This window comes from Myxococcus guangdongensis (genome assembly GCF_024198255.1).
Taxonomy (GTDB): Bacteria; Myxococcota; Myxococcia; order Myxococcales; family Myxococcaceae; genus Myxococcus; species Myxococcus guangdongensis.
The window spans coordinates 194,090-212,570 of sequence record NZ_JAJVKW010000002.1; the positions used below are offsets into that span (position 1 = coordinate 194,090).

Sequence of the window (18,481 nt, forward strand, 5' to 3'; positions counted from 1 at the left end):
CTCGTGCAGCCGGCCATGCTCTATTTCAGGGATGAGTGAGCACGCGTCGGCCATCGCCATCATCGGACTGTCGCTCCGCTTTCCTGGCGCCTCGGACGCAAGACGTTTCTGGTCCAACCTCATCTCCGGTGTCGACAGCGTCACGGTGCTGGACGCCGAGCAGCGGGCGCAGGCCGGCTACCCCTCCGAGGAGGGCTGGGTCGCGGCGGCGGGCGTCATCGAGGGCGCGGACCTCTTCGATGCGCGCTTCTTCGGCTACTCGCCGCGCGAGGCCGAGCAACTGGACCCGCAGCAGCGGCTCTTCATGGAGTGCTGCTGGGGCGCGCTCGAGGCCGCGGGATACACCGCCCGCTCCAAGCCCCTGCACGTGGGCGTCTATGGCGGCGCGTCCCTCAGCAGCTATCTGCTGACGAACGTCCTGCCCAACATGGAGCGCCGCTCCAGCGACTGGACGGAGAGCGTCCTCGGCACGCACAGCGACTTCCTGGCGACGCGCGTGGCCTACAAGCTCAACCTCACCGGCCCCGCGATGACGGTGCAGACGGCGTGCTCCACCTCGCTGACCGCCGTGCACCTCGCGTGTCAGTCGCTGCTCGCGGGGGAGTGCACGCTGGCGCTCGCGGGTGGCGCGGCCGTGCGCTCGCCCCAATTGAGCGCGTACCCCACGCAGGAGGGTGGCATCTCCTCGCCCGATGGACACTGCCGCGCCTTCGATGCCCAGGCCGCGGGCACCGTGCCGGGCAACGGCGTGGGCGTGGTGCTGCTCAAGCGGCTGGAGGACGCGCTCGCGGATGGCGACCCCATACGCGCCGTCATCCTCGGCTCGGCCGCGAACAACGATGGCAGCGGCAAGGCGGGGTTCACCGCGCCCTCCGTCTCCGGACAGGTCACCGCCATCGGTGATGCGCTGGCGCTCGCGGGCGTGGAGCCGAGTTCCCTCTCCTATATCGAAGCACACGGCACGGGCACACCCCTCGGCGACCCGGTGGAGGTCACCGCCCTCAAGCAGGTCTTCGAGGGCGTGGCGCCGGGCTCCATCGGCCTGGGCTCGGTGAAGAGCAACCTGGGCCACCTCGACTCGGCGGCCGGCGTGGCGGGACTCATCAAGGCCGTGCTGGCGCTGGAGCACCGCCAGCTCCCGCCCACCGTCCACTTCCGTCGGCCCAATCCGCTCCTGGGCCTTGACGACAGTCCCTTCTACGTCGTGGCCGAGCCGCGTCCGTGGAACACCACCGGGCCTCGGCGCGCGGGCGTGAGTTCGTTCGGCATGGGCGGCACCAACGTGCACGTGGTGCTCGAGGAAGCCCCCGTCCGTCCCGTGTCACCTTCGTCCCGTGAGACGGAGCTGCTGTTGCTCTCCGCCCGCTCCGAGGCCGCGCTGGAGCGGATGAGCACCGAGTTGGCCGAGCACCTGGAGCACACCCAGGATTCGCTCGCGGACCTCGCGCACACGCTCCAGGTCGGGCGTCACCGCTTCGAGCACCGGAGCTTCGTCACCGCGAGCAGCGCGAAGGACGCGGCCCTGCGCCTGCGCGACGAGGGCCAACGTCCACGCACGAGCCACGACACGGTGGAGAAGCGTGGCGCGGTCTTCCTGTTCCCCGGCGCGGGCTCCCAGCGGGTGAACATGGGCGAGGAGCTGCTCGGCGAGCCCGCCTTCCGACAGTCCATCGACCGCTGCGCCGCGCTGCTCCGAGGACCTCTCGGCGCCGACGTGCGCGACGTGCTGTTCGCCTCCGCCGAGCGCTACGACACCGCGGTGCGCGAGCTGTCACGTCCCCTCTGGACCCAGGCCGCGCTGTTCACCTGCAACTGGGCGCTCGCGCAGCTGTGGCTCTCCCGAGGCGTCCAACCCGAGGCGCTGCTCGGCCACTCCCTCGGCGAATACGTGGCGGCGTGCGTGGCGGGAGTCTTCACGCTCGAGGAGGCGCTGGAGCTCGTCACCGCGCGCGGAAGAATCATGGAGCAACTCCCACCCGGTGGGATGACGGCGGTCCTCGCGCCCGTGTCCCAGATAGAGGCGCTGCTGCATCCGCGGCTGTCCGTGGCCGCGTTGAACACGCCCTCCGATTGCGTCATCGCCGGCTCACTGGAGGCGCTCGACGCCCTGGAGTCGGAGCTCGCCGCGCGAGGCCTCGAGGCCCGGAGGCTCCGGCTCGGACAGGCCGCGCACTCGTTCATGCTGGAGCCGCACCTGGCGGACTTCGCGCGCGTCGTGTCCCGCATCAAGCCTCGCGCGCCCAAGCTGCCCATCGTGTCCAGCCTCACCGGAGACTGGCTCACCGAGCGCGAGGCCGTCAGCGTCGACTACTGGTGCCGACACCTGCGTGAGACGGTGCGCTTCTCGGATGCACTGCACCTGTTGCTCTCGAACAAGGAGCGAGCCTTCATCGAGGTGGGCCCCGGCACGGCCCTGTCCTCGCTCACCCGACGACACCCGAGCCGCACCCACCAGCCCGTGGTCTCCACGCTGCCGTACACCTCCGAGGAACCGACGCATCCACTCGCGTCACTCGGCGAGGCGTGGCTCGCGGGCGTCTCCATCGACTGGGGGCGCTTCCGCGCGGGCGAACAGCGTCGCCGTGTCACCCTCCCCGGCTACAGCTTCGACCGCGAGCGATACTGGATCGAGCCCGTCACGGCCGCCCCAACGTCCGTGCGCTCCGCGGAGCCACGTGAAGAACCCAGGCCCGCGCCAACCCGACCCGAGGGCTCGCGCGCATCGCCTCCCCGCAACGACACGGAGGCCATGCTGCTCGAGTGCTTCCGTCTCACGTTCCACCTCGACGGCATCGGCATCCACGATGACTTCTTCTCACTCGGCGGCGACTCCCTGCTCGCCCTGCGCCTGAGCGCCCGCATCCACGAGCGCCTCGGTACGAAGCTGTCCCTGAAGGCCGTGCTCGAAGCCTCCACCGTGGCGCGACTCGCCGAGCGCATCAGTGGTTCTCGCGAGGCCGTGAAGACGAGCCCCGACTGTCTCGTGCAGATTCAGACGGGCACGTCCGCGAAGACGCCCGTGTTCTTCGCGCACGCGGCGGGCGGACAGGTGCTCTTCTATCGGGAGCTGGCCCGACGGCTCGCGCCCGACCGGTCCGTGTACGGGTTCTCCGCCGTGGGCCTCGAGAGTGACGAGCCCTGCCTCACCACCGTCGAGCAGATGGCGGAGCACTACGTCGCCGCGCTCCGAGTCGTCCGCCCCAGAGGCCCCTACCTGCTCATCGGCGCGTCGCTGGGCGGCACCATCGTCTACGAGATGGCGCGGCGTCTGTCCGCCGAAGGCGAGGCCGTGCCGCTGTGCGCGCTCCTGGACACGCCGCCTCCTGCCTTCTTCTCCGCGCAGCTCGCTGACCGGATATCGCTGCTCGCCTTCCGCGCGGGGGAGATGTTCGACCCCGCCGCGAAGTGGCCCAAGGACCTGTCCGTGGAGGAGCAGTTCCGCATGCTCCAGGAAGAGGCGGAGCACAAAGGCCTCGCGCCGCCCTTCGCCACCGTCGATGACGCGCGTCGGCAGCTCAACGTGCTGCGAGCGAACTCCCGGGCCCTGAGCCTCTACACGCCACCACGCTGGGAGGGAGGAGAGGTCCAGTACTTCCGCGCCCAGCGTCCGCCCCCGGGCTTCCCTCCACACCCCGAGCTGGGATGGTTGGACCTGGGCGCGGCGACGCGCGTGGACGTCACTCCCGGAGACCACTACACGATGCTCCAGGCACCTCACGTCGAGGTGCTCGGAGCGAAGCTGGCCCGGCTGCTGCCCTAATCCGAGCCTGGCCGCTGACGTCGTTGCCGCGCGAGGCGCTGGAGCCCCTCGCGCCGGTTCTCCGCCGTCGACGAGGTCTTCGGCGTCTCCGACTCCTGCGCGGGGGACAGGTGCTCCGCCAGCGAGCGCACGGAGGGGAACTGGAGCAGGGACACCAACGGCACCTTGCGGTTCAGCTCCGCCTCCAGCTTCACCTGGAGCGTCTGCAACAGCAGCGAGTTGCCACCCAGGTCGAAGAAGTTGTCTCCCGCGCCCACGCGGTCCAACCCCAGCACCTCCGCGATGAGCCGCGCGAGCACCGCCTCCAATCCCTCCCGAGGCGCCACGTAGCCACCACTGAGCTCCGGGCGATTCGACTCCGGCGCGGGGAGCGCCTTCCAGTCCGGCTTCCCGTTCGGCGTGAGCGGCAGCTCGTGCAACATCACGAAGGCCGATGGGATGAGCGCCTCCGGGAGCGTGCGCTTCATCCACGCGCGCAGCACGTCCACCGACAGGGCGACGTCGTCCGCGGGCACCACGTAGGCCACCAGCCGCATGTCCCCCGGCGTGTCCGCGCGGCCCATGACGACGGAGGACCGCACGCCCGGGCACGTCGCGAGCGCCGCGTTCGCTTCTCCGGGTTCGATGCGCACGCCGCGCACCTTCACCTGCGCGTCGGCTCGGCGCAGGTACTCGAGCCGCCCGTCCTCCAGCATGCGCACCACGTCGCCCGTGCGATACAGCCGACCGCCGTCCGCGTACGGGTCCGGGACGAAGCGCTCGGCCGTCAGCTCGGGGCGGCCCAGGTAACCTCGCGCGAGTCCCATGCCGCCGAGATACAGCTCACCCCAGACACCGGGCGGCACCAGGTGCCCTGCCTCGTCCATCACCCGCACCACCACGTTGTGCAGCGGTCGGCCAATCGTGAGCCGAGCGCCCGCGTGGCACTCGCCCCAGGTGCCGCACACCGTGCCCTCCGTGGGGCCATAGCCGTTGACGAAGCGACGTCCCGGACTCCAGCGCGCCACCAACTCCGCGTTGCACGCCTCTCCCGCGGAGAGCAGGACCCGCAGCGAGGGCAGCTCCGTCACCGGTGACACCGCGAGCACCGAGGGCGGCAGGATGGTCGCCGTGATTCGCTCCCGCGCGAGGAGCTCCGTCAACGGGCTGCCCGGTGACATCTGCTCGCGACGCGCCAGACACAACGTCGCCCCGTTCAACAGCGTGGGGATGATCTCCGCCACCGAGCCATCGAAGCTCACGGGCGCGAACTGCAACACGCGGTCTCCCGGCCCCAACCCTCCGAGCACCGCGGGGAAGGACGCCGCCAGATTGGCCGCGCCGCGATGCTCGAGCAGCGTGCCCTTCGGTCGGCCCGTGCTGCCGGACGTGTAGATGACGTACGCGAGGTTTCGCGCCGTGACTTCGGGCGCCACCTCGCCCGTGCTCGCGCTGTCCTCGGGCACCACCACCTGGTCCAACAACACGGTGGCCCCCGAGTAGTCGAGCCGCGCGGCCTCTTCCGACCGGGACACCAGCAGCCGCACCCCGGAGTCACTCAACAGATACGCGAGCCGCTCCGTCGGATGGTCGGGGTCCAGCGGCAGGTAGGCGCCTCCCGCCTTGAGGATGGCGAGCATCGCCACCACCCACTCGAAGCCCGGCCGCAGGCACAGGCCCACCACCACGTCGGGCCTCACGCCCCGCTGACGCAGCAGCGCCGCCAACGCATGCGAGCGTCGGTCGAGCTCCGCATACGTCATCGGCTGTCCATCCATCTCCACCGCGACGCCGTCGGGAGTACGCGCCGCCTGGGCGGAGAAGAGGCGATGCAGGCACTCGCCTTCAGAGGACCCCGCGTGCCCCTGTCGGGTGAGCAGCTCGCCGTGCGCGGACTCGGAAAGGAGCGGGAGGTCCCACAGGCGCGTCCGAGGCTCCTCCACCGCGCGCTCCATCAGTCGCACCAGATGCTCTGAGAAGCGGGCCATGGTCGACACGTCGTACAGGTCCGCGCCGAACTCGAGGAGGCCGTCGATTCCATCGGCCGTCTCTCGCAGCCCCAGGGACAGGTCGACCTTCGCGGCCTTCAACCCCAGGTCCAGGGGACGCTGCGTGAGGCCCTCCAGTGACAGGTCTCCGGACGGCGTGTTCAACAGGTGGAACACCACCTGGACCACGGGCGCGCGGCTCATGTCCCGCTTCGGGCTCAGCGCCTCCACCAGCTTCTCGAACGGCGCCTCCTGGTGACTGAACGCGCCGAGCACCGACTCCTTCACTCGCCCCAGCATCTCCAGGAACGTCAGCGTCCCCGTCGCCTCCGTGCGCAACACCAGCGTGTTCACGAAGAAGCCGATGAGCCCTTCGACCTCCTTCACCGTGCGCCCCGACACCGGCGAACCCACCACCACGTCCCACTGCCCCGTGTAGCGAGCCAGGAGCACCTGGAACCCCGCCAGCAGCGTCATGAAGAGCGTCGTGCCCTCTCGCTGGCTCAAGCGCTTCACCTTCTCGCTCAGCTCTCGGGAGAATCGCACTGGGACGCTCGCGCCCCGGTAGCTCTGCACCGGCGGCCTCGGGCGGTCCGTCGGCACCTCCAGGGACTCGGGCGCGCCCTTCAGTCGCTCCTTCCACCACGACAACTGCGCGTCCAACACCTCGCCCTTCAACCACTCGCGCTGCCACACCGAATAGTCGGCGTACTGCACCGGCAACTCCGGCAGCGTCACGGCCTCTCCCCTCACGTACGCGCCGTAGAGGGTCTCCAGCTCCTTCGCGAGCACGCTCATCGACCAGGCGTCTGACACGATGTGATGCACCACCATCACCAGCACGTGTTCCCGCTCGCTCAGCTTCAACAGCGTCACGCGCAACAGCGGTCCCGTGACGAGGTCGAACGGACGACGGCTGTCTTCCGCGCCGAGGCGCAGGGCCTCCTGCTCGCGCGCCTCCGACGTCAGCCCGCTCAGGTCCACCACCGGCAGCACCAGCGTCGCGGAGGCATGGATGTGCTGCACCGCACCTCGCGTCTCCTGCTGGAAGGTGGTTCGCAGCGACTCGTGACGCTGGATGAGGGAGTTGAAGGCGCGCTCCAGCGCCGCGACGTCGAGGCCTCCCTCCAAGCGCATCCCGAAGGCGATGTTGTAGAGCGAACCCCCAGGCTCCAAGCGGTCCAGGAACCACAAGCGCTGCTGCGCGAAGGACTGCGGCATCCCGTCGACACGTGTCACGGGGACGAGCTCCGGCCGCCCCGTCACGCCTCCGCCGCGCACCAGTGACTCCAGCTTCGCGGCGAGGGCGGACACCGTGGGCGCCTCGAAGAGCAGGCGCACCGGCACATCCCGCCCCAGCACCTTGCGCAAGCGCGAGGCCACCTGCATCACCAGCAACGAGTGCCCACCGCGCTCGAAGAAGTTGTCCTCGGCGCCGATTCGCCTCACGTCCAACAGGGGCGCCCACGTCTCCGCGACCAGTTCCTCCATCGTGGTCCTCGGCGCGATGAAGCCCTCCGTCACCTGTCGCGACTCCCGACTCGAAGAGTCCTCGGCCTGGATGAGAGACGCGGGTTGCTTCACGGGCACCTCGCGATGTCCTGGCATCGCAAGCTCGCTCAGCTTCGTCTCCGGCACATCGACCGCGGACTCCAGCAGTCGCTGGAAGTGGTCCGCCATGCGCTCCACCAGCGCACTGTCGAACAGGTCCGTGTTGAAGACCCAGTACCCCGCCAGGCCCTCCGCGTCCTCGCGCATCGCCAGGGAGAGATCGAACTTGGCCACCTGCGAACCCAGGTCCAGCGGCCGCAGCGTGAGCCCCGGCAAGGACAGTTCCCCCACTGGCGCCGTCTGGAGCGCGAAGGACACCTGCACCAACGGCGAGCGGCTCAGGTCACGACTCAGCTGCAACGCGTCCACCAGCTTCTCGAACGGTACTTCCTGGTGACCGAACGCGCCGAGCACCGACTCCTTCACCCGTCCCAGCATCTCGCGGAACGTGAGCTCCCCCACCGCCTCCGTCCTCACCACCAACGTGTTCACGAAGAAGCCGATGAGCCCTTCGACTTCCTTCACCGTGCGGCCCGATACCGGCGAGCCCACCACCACGTCCCACTGTCCGCTGTAGCGCGCCAGCAGCACCTGGAAGCCCGCCAGCAGCGTCATGTACAACGTCGTGCCCTCCTCCTGGCCCAAGCGCTTCAACTTCTCGCTCAAGTGCGAGGAGAGCCGCGCTGGGACGGTGGCGCCTCGGAAGCTCTGCACCGCGGGCCTCGGGCGGTCCGTCGAGACCTCCAGGTACTCGGGTGCTCCCGTCAGTCGCTCCTTCCACCACGACAACTGCTCTTCCAATACTTCGCCCTTCAGTCGCTCGCGCTGCCAGACCGCGTAGTCCGCGTACTGCACCGGCAGCTCTGGCAGCGCCGCTGCGTCCCCGCTCACGTACGCGCTGTAGAGCGCTTCCAGCTCCCGCGTGAGCACGCCCATCGACCAGCCGTCGGACACGATGTGGTGCACCACCAGCACCAGCACGTGCTCGCGCTCGCTCAGCTTCAGCAGCGTCACTCGCAGCAGCGGCCCCGTGACGAGGTCGAACGGACGCTGCTCCTCCTGGGTTCCCAGCCGCAGGGCTTCCCGTGCTCGCTCTTCCGAGGGCAGACCTGTCAGGTCCACCTGGGACACAGGGACGGAGGCGGCGGAGTGGATGTGCTGCACCGCCCCCTGCTCGCCCTGGCGGATGGTCGTCCGCAGGGACTCGTGCCGTCGGACCAGCTCCTGGAACGAGCGCTCCAACGCTCCGACATCGAGCGCACCCTCCAACGTCAACGCGAGGGCGATGTTGTAGAGCGGACTGTTCGGCTCCAGCCGGTCCAGGAACCACAGGCGTTGCTGGGCGAAGGAGAGCGGCGGGGCTTCGTCTCGGGTCGACTGGACGAGCACCGGACTCCGAGGCGTCGTGCCTCCTCGGACCAGCACCTCCAGGCTCTGCGCGAGCGAGGACACCGTGGGGGACTCGAACAGCATCCGCACCGGGACCTCGAGCCCCAGCGCCTCACGCAGACGGGACGCCGCCTGCATCACCAGCAACGAGTGTCCGCCCTTCTCGAAGAAGTGGTCCTCGGCGCCGATGCGCCCCACGCCCAACAAGGGCGCCCAGATCTCCGCGACCCGCGTCTCCATCTCCGTCCTCGGCGCGATGAAGTCCTCCGACTGCGTGCCCTGCGCCTTGCCCCGGGCTGAAATCCGCGCACCTGTGAGCTTCCGCTGCGGCTCGCGATGACCCGGCATCGGGAGCGCATTCAGCTTCGCCTCGGGCACCTCCGCCGCCACGTCCAGCAAGCGCAGGAGATGCGCCGTCATCCGCTCCACGGTCGCCGTCTTGAACAGGTCCGTGTTGAACTCCCAGGCGCCGACCAGTCCCTCCTCGTCCTCTCTCAGCGCCAGGGCGAGGTCGAACTTGGCGGTCCGCGTCCCCAGGTCCAGCGCGCGCGTCGTGAGCCCCGGCAAGGACAGCGCTCCCGCGGGCGCCGTCTGGAGCGCGAAGGACACCTGCACCAACGGCGAGCGGCTCAGGTCTCGACTCAACTGCAACGCGTCCACCAGCTTCTCGAACGGCACCTCTTGATGCGTCAGCGCCCCGAGGACCGCGTCCTTCACCCGTCCCAACATCTCCCGGAACGTCAGCTCCTCCGCCGCCTCCGTCCTCACCACCAGCGTGTTCACGAAGAAGCCGATGAGTCCTTCGACCTCCTTCACCGTGCGCCCGGACACCGGTGAGCCCACCACCACGTCCCACTGTCCGCTGTAGCGCGCCAGCAGCACCTGGAAGCCCGCCAGCAGCGCCATGTACAGCGTCACGCCTTCCTGTCGGCTCAGGCGCTTCAGCTTCTCGCTCAGCTCGCGAGAGAATCGCACCGGGACGCTCGCGCCTCGGTAGCTCTGCACCTTCGGCCTCGGTCGGTCCGTCGGCACCTCCAGCGCTTCCGGTGCTCCGGCCAGCCTCGCCCTCCACCACGACAACTGCTCCTCCAACACCTCGCCCTGCAGCCACTCGCGTTGCCACACCGCGTAGTCCGCGTACTGCACCGGCAGCTCCGGCAACGTCGCGGCTTCACCGCTCACGTACGCGCCGTAGAGCGCTTCCAGCTCCTTCGTGAGCACGCCCATCGACCAGCCGTCCGCCACGATGTGGTGCACCACCAGCACCAACACGTGCTCGCGCTCGCCCAGCTTCAACAACGTCGCTCGCAGCAGCGGTCCCGTGCCCAGGTCGAACGGACGACGCCCCTCCTCCAGGGCGAGCCGCACCGCCTCCTGCTCACGGCGCACCACGGACACGCCTCCCAGGTCCACCACCGGCAGCGCCACGGGGCCCGAGGCCTGGATGGACTGAACCGCGCCCTGCCCTTCCTGTTGGAAGGTCGTCCGCAGGGATTCGTGACGACGAACCAGCGCTTCGAATGCTCGCGCCAGCGCACTGACATCGAGCGCCCCCTCGAGTCGCAGCGCGAGGGGGATGTTGTAGAGAGGGCTGTCGGGCTCCAAGCGGTCCAGGAACCACAAACGCTGCTGCGCGAACGACTGCGGCAAGGCCCCGCTGCGCGGCACAGGCACCAGCGCGGAACGCTCCGCTCCAGGACCGCCGCGAACCAAGGTCTCCAGGCTCCTCGCGAGCGAAGACACCGTGGGGTTCTCGAACAGCATCCGCACGGGGACGTCTCGCCCGAGCACGTCTCGCAGCCGCGAAGCCACCTGCATCACCAGCAGCGAGTGACCACCCTGCTCGAAGAAGTGGGCCTCCGCGCTCACGTGCTTCACGCCCAGCAGCGGCGCCCAGACGCCCGCCACCAGCTCCTCGAAGCCCGTCCGAGACGCGATGAACCCCTCGGGCACGGAATCACGCGCCACACGCTCGAGCCGACGCGCCTGGATGCGCGCCACATCCACCTTCTTCGGGACCTCACGATGTCCCGACAGGGGCAGCGTCCCCACGCGCGCCTCGGGGTCCGCCACGGCCGACTCCAGCACCTGCTGGTAGTGCGCGGCCATGCGCTCCACGGTGGAGGCATCGAACAGGTCCGTGTTCAGCTCCCAGAAGCCCGTGAGGTCCTCCGCGTCCTCACGGACGGAGAGCGCGAAGTCGAACTTCGCCATCCCCGGCTCGTACTTCACCTCCGACGCACTCAGCCCCGGCAACGCGGGCAGTCGCGCAGGCCCGTTCAGGCCGAAGGCCACCTGGACCAATGGAGCCCGGCTCGTGTCACGCGTCGACTGCAGCGCCTCCACCAGCTTCTCGAACGGCACTTCCTGGTGACCGAACGCGCCGAGCACCGACTCCTTCACCCGCCCCAACATCTCGCGGAACGTCAGCTCCCCCGCCGCCTCCGTCCTCACCACCAGCGTGTTCACGAAGAAGCCGATGAGCCCTTCGACCTCCTTCACCGTGCGGCCCGACACCGGAGAGCCCACCACCACGTCCCACTGTCCGCTGTAGCGCGCCAGCAGCACCTGGAAGCCCGCCAGCAGCGTCATGTACAGCGTCGCGCCCTCCTGCCGGCTCAGGCGCTTCAGCTTCTCGCTCAGCGCGGCGGGCAGACCCACCGCCACGGTCGCGCCCCGGTAGCGCTGCACCGCGGGCCTCGGGCGGTCCGTCGGCACCTCCAAGACCTCGGGTGCTCCCGTCAGCCTCGCCCTCCACCACGACAGCTGCTCCTCCAGCACCTCCCCCTTCAACCCTTCGCGCTGCCAGACCGCGTAGTCCGCGTACTGCACCGGCAGTTCGGGCAGCGCCGCGGCCTCTCTCCTGACGAACGCGCCATAGAGCGACTCCAGCTCCTTCGCGAGCACGCCCATCGACCAGCCGTCCGCCACGATGTGGTGCACCACCAGCACCAGCACGTGCTCACGCTCGCTCGACTTCAACAACGTCACTCTCAGCAGCGACCCCGTGCCCAGGTCGAACGGTTCGCGCGCGAGCTTCTCCACCTCGTCACGCAGTGCGCCCTGCATCGCGACCACCGCGAGCCGCACCGCCGCCTCGGAGGCGATGCGCTGCACCGGCTGTCCCTCCACCTCCTCGAACGTCGTCCTCAGCGACTCGTGTCGACGTACGACCTCCGCGAACGCCCGCTCCAACTGCCCCACGTCCAGCAAGCCACTCAGGCCCACGACGAACGGCAGGTTGTACGAATAGCCCCCCGCGTCGAGCTTCCCCAGGAACCACAGGCGCTGCTGCGCGAACGACAGCGGCATCCCCGCGAGCCTCGGCACGCGTGACGGCCTGGAGAGGCTCGCGCCGGAACCTCGCGCCGTGAGTCCCTCCAGTCGCTCCGCCAAGGACTCCACCGTGGATGCCTCGAACAACCACCGCACCGGCACGTCGCGCCCCAGCGCCTCCCGCAGTCGCGACACCACGCGCGTCGCCAGCAACGAGTGCCCACCCAACGCGAAGAAGTCATCCTTCACGCCCACCCGCGCCACGCCGAGCAGCGGCGTCCAGATGCGCGCGACCAGCGACTCCATCACCGTCCGAGGACTCTGCACCTCCTCGCCCCCCGGCCCCTCCTGGTCCGGCGACGGCAAGGCCCTGCGGTCCACCTTCCCGTTCGCCGTCAGCGGCAACGCCTGCAGTCGCACGAAGGCCGAGGGCACCATGAACTCGGGCAGCTTCTGCTTCAGCCAGTCGCGCACCTTCAGAGTCTCAGGCCCTTGCTGCTCGACGTAGTACGCGACCAGCCGCTTGCCCCCGGCTCCGTCCCGCACCACCACGAGCCCCTCCTTCACAGAGGGATGTGCGAGCAACGCCGCCTCCACCTCGGCCAGCTCGATGCGGTAGCCCCGCACCTTCACCTGACTGTCGCGTCGCCCCAGGAACTCCAGCACCCCGTCCGGGCGCCACCGCGCCAGGTCACCCGTGCGATAGAGGCGCTCTCCCGGCGCCGCGCTGAAGGGGTTCGGGATGAAGCGGTCCGCCGTCACATCCGGCTGGCGCAGGTAACCACGGGCCAGTCCGTCGCCGCCGATGAACAGCTCTCCCGCCACACCCACGGGCACCGGCTCCATCCCCTCGTCCAGGATGTAGACCTGCGTGTTGCCGATGGGCCGGCCGATGGGCACCGACGTCCCCACGTCCTCCACCCGCGTCATCCGATGCGTCGACGTGAAGAGCGTGCTCTCCGTGGGCCCGTAGCAGGCCGTCACCGGGATGCGCAGCTCCTCCAACGAGCGCCTCACGTGCGGCGCGGACACCACGTCGCCACCCGTCAGGAGCTGACGCACCGTCTTCAGCCCCTCCAACCCCAGCTCCACCATCTGGCTGAACAAACCCGCCGTCAGGTGCAGCAACGTCACCGAGTGTCGACGGAGCACCTCGGACAGGAGGTCCAGGTCGCTGGGCGAGCGCGGCGGGAAGACCACCAGTCTTCCACCAAGACACAGGGGGCCCCAGACCTCCAACGTCGACGCGTCGAAGGAGATGGGCGCGATGAGCAGGAAGGTCTCCTCGGGCCCCAGCTTCGCGTAGGGCGCGCCGTACAAGAGCCGCAGCACACCTCGGTGCTCCACCGCCACGCCCTTGGGGCGCCCGGTGCTCCCGGACGTGAAGTCCACGTACGCCAGATTGCGTCCCGACACCGGCATGCGCGGCGCCGTCGTCGGCTGTCCGTCGAGCCGCTCCTCCTCCAACAGCATCAGCTCGGGACGTCCCTCGCGAGGCAGTTGCTCCAGGAGGACCCGGGTGGTGATGAGCAACCGCGGCGCCGAGTCCTCCAGCATCTGCTCCAGTCGCTTCGCCGGATAGCTGGAGTCGAGCGGCACGTACGCACCGCCGGCCTTGAGGATGGCCAACAGCGACACGATGAGCTCCACCGAGCGGTCCAGACACACCGCCACCAGCACATCCACGCCGACACCGCGCGCGCGCAGTGCCCAGGCGAGCTGGTTGGCGCGTGACTCCAGCTCGCGGTAGGTGAGCCGCTCGTCGCCGAACTCCAGCGCCACCGCGTCGGGGCGCAGCGCCACCTGCTCCTCGAAGAGGTGGTGGACACAGGCCTCGCGCGGGAAGTCGACCGCCGTCTGGTTCCACTCCACCAACAGCCGCGCGCGGTCCTCCGCGGGCAGCAGGGACAGCGTCGACAACCGGGCCTGGGGCCGGGCGGACAGGTTCGACAACAGCTCCAGGAAGCACGCGGCGAGCCGCTGCACCGTGGACGACTCGAAGAGGTCCGCGTTGTAGATGAGCTGGCCCTCGACGCTCGCGCCGGGGGCGTCCACCAGCAGCAACTCCAGGTCGAACTTGGCGATGGTGCTCGCGAAGTCCCAGGGGCTCGCGGTGACGCCGGGCAACGACAGCAGCGGCGCGGCGTCCTGCAGCGTGAAGAGCACCTGGAACAGCGGCGAGCGGCTCAGGTCCCGTTCGGGACGCAGGTGCTCCACCAACCGTTCGAAGGGCACGTCCTGGTGCGCGAGCGCCCCGAGCACCGACTCCTTCGTCTGACGCAGGAACACCTCGAAGGAGCGCGATGAGTCCGGCTGTGCCCGCAGGGCCAGCGTGTTGACGAAGAAGCCCATCAGCCCCTCCGTCTCCTTCGCCGTGCGGCCTGACACCGGCGTCCCCACCACCACGTCCCACTGTCCGCTGTAGCGCGCCAGCAACACCTGGAAGCCCGCGAGCAGCGTCATGTACAGCGTCGCGCCTTCTCGCCGCCCCAGCTGACGCAGGGACTCGCTGAGTTCGGTGGACAAGCGCACCGGCACGCTCGCGCCCCGGTAGCCCTGCACCGGCGGCCTCGGTCGGTCCGTCGGCAACTCCAACACCGGCGGCGCGCCCTTCAGCACCTCGCCCCACCACGCGAGCTGCGCGGACTCCACCTCGCCCTTCAACCAGTCCTGCTGCCACACCGAATAGTCCGCGTACTGCACCGGCAACTCGGGCAGTGCGGCCGCGACGTACAGCGACTCCAGCTCCCGCGTGAGCACGCCGAGCGACCAGCCATCCGCCACCAGGTGGTGCAGCACCACCACCAGCACCTGCTCGTCCCGGCCCGTCCTCAACAGGGTCGCTCGGAGCAGTGGACCTCGCGTCACATCGAAGGGCGCCTGGACCTCGTGCACCACCTGCTCACGCACCGCTGCTTCCATGTCGGCAGCGTTCTCGACGGACGCCACGCGCAGGGACAGCGCCGCGTCCGGGGCGATGCGCTGCACGGGCTCTCCGCCCACCTCCACGAAGCTCGTGCGCAGCGCCTCGTGCCTGCGCACCACCTGGACGAGGGCCTGCTCCAACGCACGCGCGTCCACCGCGCCGTGGAGACGGACGACGAAGGGCAGGTTGTACGAGTGTCCTCCCGCATCCAGCTGTGCGAGGAACCACAGCCGTCGCTGCGCGAATGACAGCGGCGGGTCCACCGGCCGTCCCGCGCGCGTCAGGGAGGGCAGCCGCGTACGCCCGACCGCCGTGCCCAGTCGCTCGGCCAGCGCCTCCACCGTGGGCGCCTCGAACAACAATCGCACCGGGACGTCCTGCCCCAGCTCATCCCGGAGACGAGACACCACGCGCGTCGCCAGCAGCGAGTGCCCCCCCAGCGCGAAGAAGTCGTCTCGCACGCCGACGCGCGGCACTCCCAACACCTCGCGCCACACGTTCGCGAGCGTCTGCTCCATCCCGGTGCGCGGCGCCTCGTAGCGCGTGCCCGGCTCCTCTCGCGAGGACTCCAGTTGGGGCAGTGCCCGGCGGTTCACCTTCCCGCTCGGCGTCAGCGGCAGGGCCTCCAGCGGCACCAGCACCGAGGGCACCATGTACTCAGGCAGCCGCTTCGCGAGGCGACGCTTCAGCGCCTCGGCATCCCAGGCGCCCGTCGCGACGACGTAGCCCACCAACTGCTTCCCACCCCGCTCCGAGACGCGCGCCACCACCGCCGCGTCCTCCACGCCCTCCACTTCCTTCAGGGCGATTTCGACTTCGCCGGGCTCCACGCGGAAGCCACGCACCTTCACCTGCTCGTCCAAGCGCCCCTGCAGCTCCAGGTTCCCATCCGCGAGCCACCGTCCCCGGTCCCCCGTGCGGTACAGGCGACTCTCGTCTCGGTGGCCCTGCACAGCATTGGGGACGAAGCGCTCCGCCGTCAGCTCTGGACGCCCCCAGTAACCGTGCGCGAGGCTCCGCTCTCCCAGATACAGCTCGCCCGTGACGCCGATGGGGCACGGTGCGCCGAACGCGTCCAGCACGAACACCTTCGCGAGCGTGATGGGCTTGCCCACCGGAGGGAGCGCGGGCCACGTCGACGGCGGGCCCTCCGCCCTCCAGGCCGTCACCACGTGCGACTCCGTCGGCCCGTACTGGTTCTCCAGTACGCACCCGGGCAACCGCTCGAAGAACGACACCACCGCGGGCGTCACCTGCAGCGGCTCGCCCGCCGTCACCACCTGCTTCAACGGAGGGAGCGCGGACTCGTGCCGGGCGCGCTCGGCCAGTGACTGGAGCGCGACGTACGGCAGGAAGAGCCGCTCCACGCCGTGCTCCCGCATGTGCGCGAGCAGCAGGGCCGGGTCCTGCCGCGTCGTGGCCGAGACGAGCACCAGCGTCCCGCCCTCACACCACGTGCACAGCATCTCCTGGAACGACACATCGAAGCTCAACGCGCTGAACTGCAACGTCCGCGCGCGCGGCGCCGCCGTGTTCTCGAGCTGCCAGCGCACCAACGTGTCCAGCGCGCCGTGGGACATCGTCACGCCCTTGGGGCGCCCCGTGCTCCCGGACGTGAAGAGGACGTAACAGGGCGTGGCGGGAGACAGCACCCACGCGGGCGCCAGCGTGGAAGCCGCTGCGATTCGCCCGGCCTCCTCATCCAATCGCACCCGACGCGACGCGCTCTCCGGCGGAAGCACGGCCTCCAGCGAGGAGTGCATCAGCACCACCGGCGCGCCCACGTCCTCGAGCATCCGGGCCAGTCGCTCCCGTGGATAGCTCGCATCCAGGGGCATGCACGCCGCGCCCGCCTTCAACGTCGCGAGCACCGCCACGGGCAGGTCCAGGCTGTCCCGCTCCAGACACAGGCCCACCACGTCACCCGGGAGCACGCCCACCGTCTTCAGGTGGTGCGCGAGCTGATTCGCCCGCGCCTCGAATCGCGCGTACGTCAGCGTTTCGCGTCCATCCGTCACCGCCACCGCGTGCGGCGTGCGCGCCACCTGGGCTTCCACGCGCCGATGCATCAACCAGGGCGGAGACCTGGACGCCTGCCTCCAGTCCCACTCCTGCACCACCGTCCGTCGCTCCTCGGCATCCAGGAGCGGAACTGCCCCCACCCGAGCCTCCGGGTCGCCCACCACGCACTGCAGGAAGCGGACGAAGTGTCCCGCGAGCCTGCGCACCGTCGCCTCATCGAAGAGCGCGGTGCTGTACTCCCACAGGCCCATCCAACCGTCCGGCGTCTCGCGCACGAAGAGCGTGAGGTCGAACTTGGCCACGCCGGGCTCGAAGTCCGCGTCACGCGACTCCAGCCCCGGCAGTCGCACCAGCGGCGGCGCGCTCTGGAGCACGAGCAACACCTGGAACAGCGGCGAGCGGCTCAGGTCTCGCACCGGCCGCAGCGCGTCCACCAGTCGCTCGAAGGGTACGTCCTGGTGCTGATACGCCCCCAGGCACGAGCGACGCACCCGCGCGAGCAGCGACTTGAAGGTCTCGCTCCCGTCCACGTCCGTGCGCAGCGCGAGCGTGTTGGCGAAGAACCCGATGAGCCCCTCCACCTCGCGCCGCGTGCGCCCCGCGATGGGCGTGCCCACCACCACGTCCGGCTGACCGCTGTGCCGCGACAGCAATGCCTGCAGGCTCGCGAGCAACCACATGAACGGCGTCACCGACTCCTGCTTGCACCGCTCGTGCAACGCCCGCATCAACTCGGAGGGCAGCGGCACGCCCAGCACCGCGCCCCGCGACGACTGCACCGCGGGCCTCGGCCTGTCCGTGGGCAACTCCAGCGCGGGCGAGGCTCCTGACAGATGCTCCCGCCACCACGCCAGCTGCGTCTCCAACACCTCGCCCGTCAACCACTCCCGCTGCCACACCGCATGGTCCGCGTACTGCACCGTCAGCGCTGGCAGCGCGGGCTCGCGGCCCTCGACGAACGCCCCGTACAGCGCGCGAAGCTCCTGCTCCAGCAGCGACAGCGACCACCCGTCGCACGCGATGTGGTGCAGGGTCAGCAGCAGAACATGGTCGTCGTCGCCCAGCCGCAGCAGCCGGGCGCGCAGCATCGGCCCGGTGCCCAGGTCGAACGGACGCCTCGCCTCCTCCTCCGCGTGCCGACGCGCCTCGGCTTCACCCTCCACGCGCTCCACCGCCAGCGTCACCGTCGCCTCGGGCGCGATGTGCTGCACCGGCTCGCCCGCCACCTCGGAGAAGGTGGTCCGCAGCGCCTCGTGGCGGCGCACCACCTCCGTGAGCGCCCGCTCCAGCGCGGCCACGTCCAGCCGGCCCTTCAGTCGCGAGAAGAACGGCGCGTTGTAGGCGAAGCCCGAGGGGTCCAGCCGCGAGAGGAACCACATGCGGCGCTGAGCGAAGGAGAGCGGCGGCGCGCCCTCGCGGCGGACGGGCACCACGGGGGGAGGCCTGCGAGCACGAGGGCTCGCGGGCTTCGACTCATTCGCGGACATGTCGACACCTCAACTCAAGGAAGCAGATCTCGAAGACACGAAGCCCCGCGACCCGGACAGGTCGCTGCACTTCGCGAAGGCGTGAGGCGTGTGCCCGGATGAA

At 69.9% G+C, this 18,481-nt stretch carries 2 protein-coding genes; one reads left to right on the forward strand and one right to left on the reverse strand.

Translation table 11 applies throughout. From position 1 onward, the window contains the following. Positions 1–31 precede the first annotated feature (31 nt). The gene (locus tag LXT21_RS05685; RefSeq protein ID WP_254037068.1) at positions 32–3,760 is read left to right on the forward strand and encodes a type I polyketide synthase; all 3,729 of its coding nucleotides are present in this window, start codon (positions 32–34) and stop codon (positions 3,758–3,760) included. On the opposite strand, the gene LXT21_RS05690 is transcribed toward LXT21_RS05685, so the two are convergent. Next, complete coding sequence (locus tag LXT21_RS05690; protein ID WP_254037069.1) at positions 3,757–18,378, reverse strand: non-ribosomal peptide synthase/polyketide synthase; 14,622 nt, start codon at positions 18,376–18,378, stop codon at positions 3,757–3,759. The two genes, LXT21_RS05685 and LXT21_RS05690, sit on opposite strands and share 4 nt — an antisense overlap. Between the last annotated feature and the right edge of the window lie 103 nt (positions 18,379–18,481).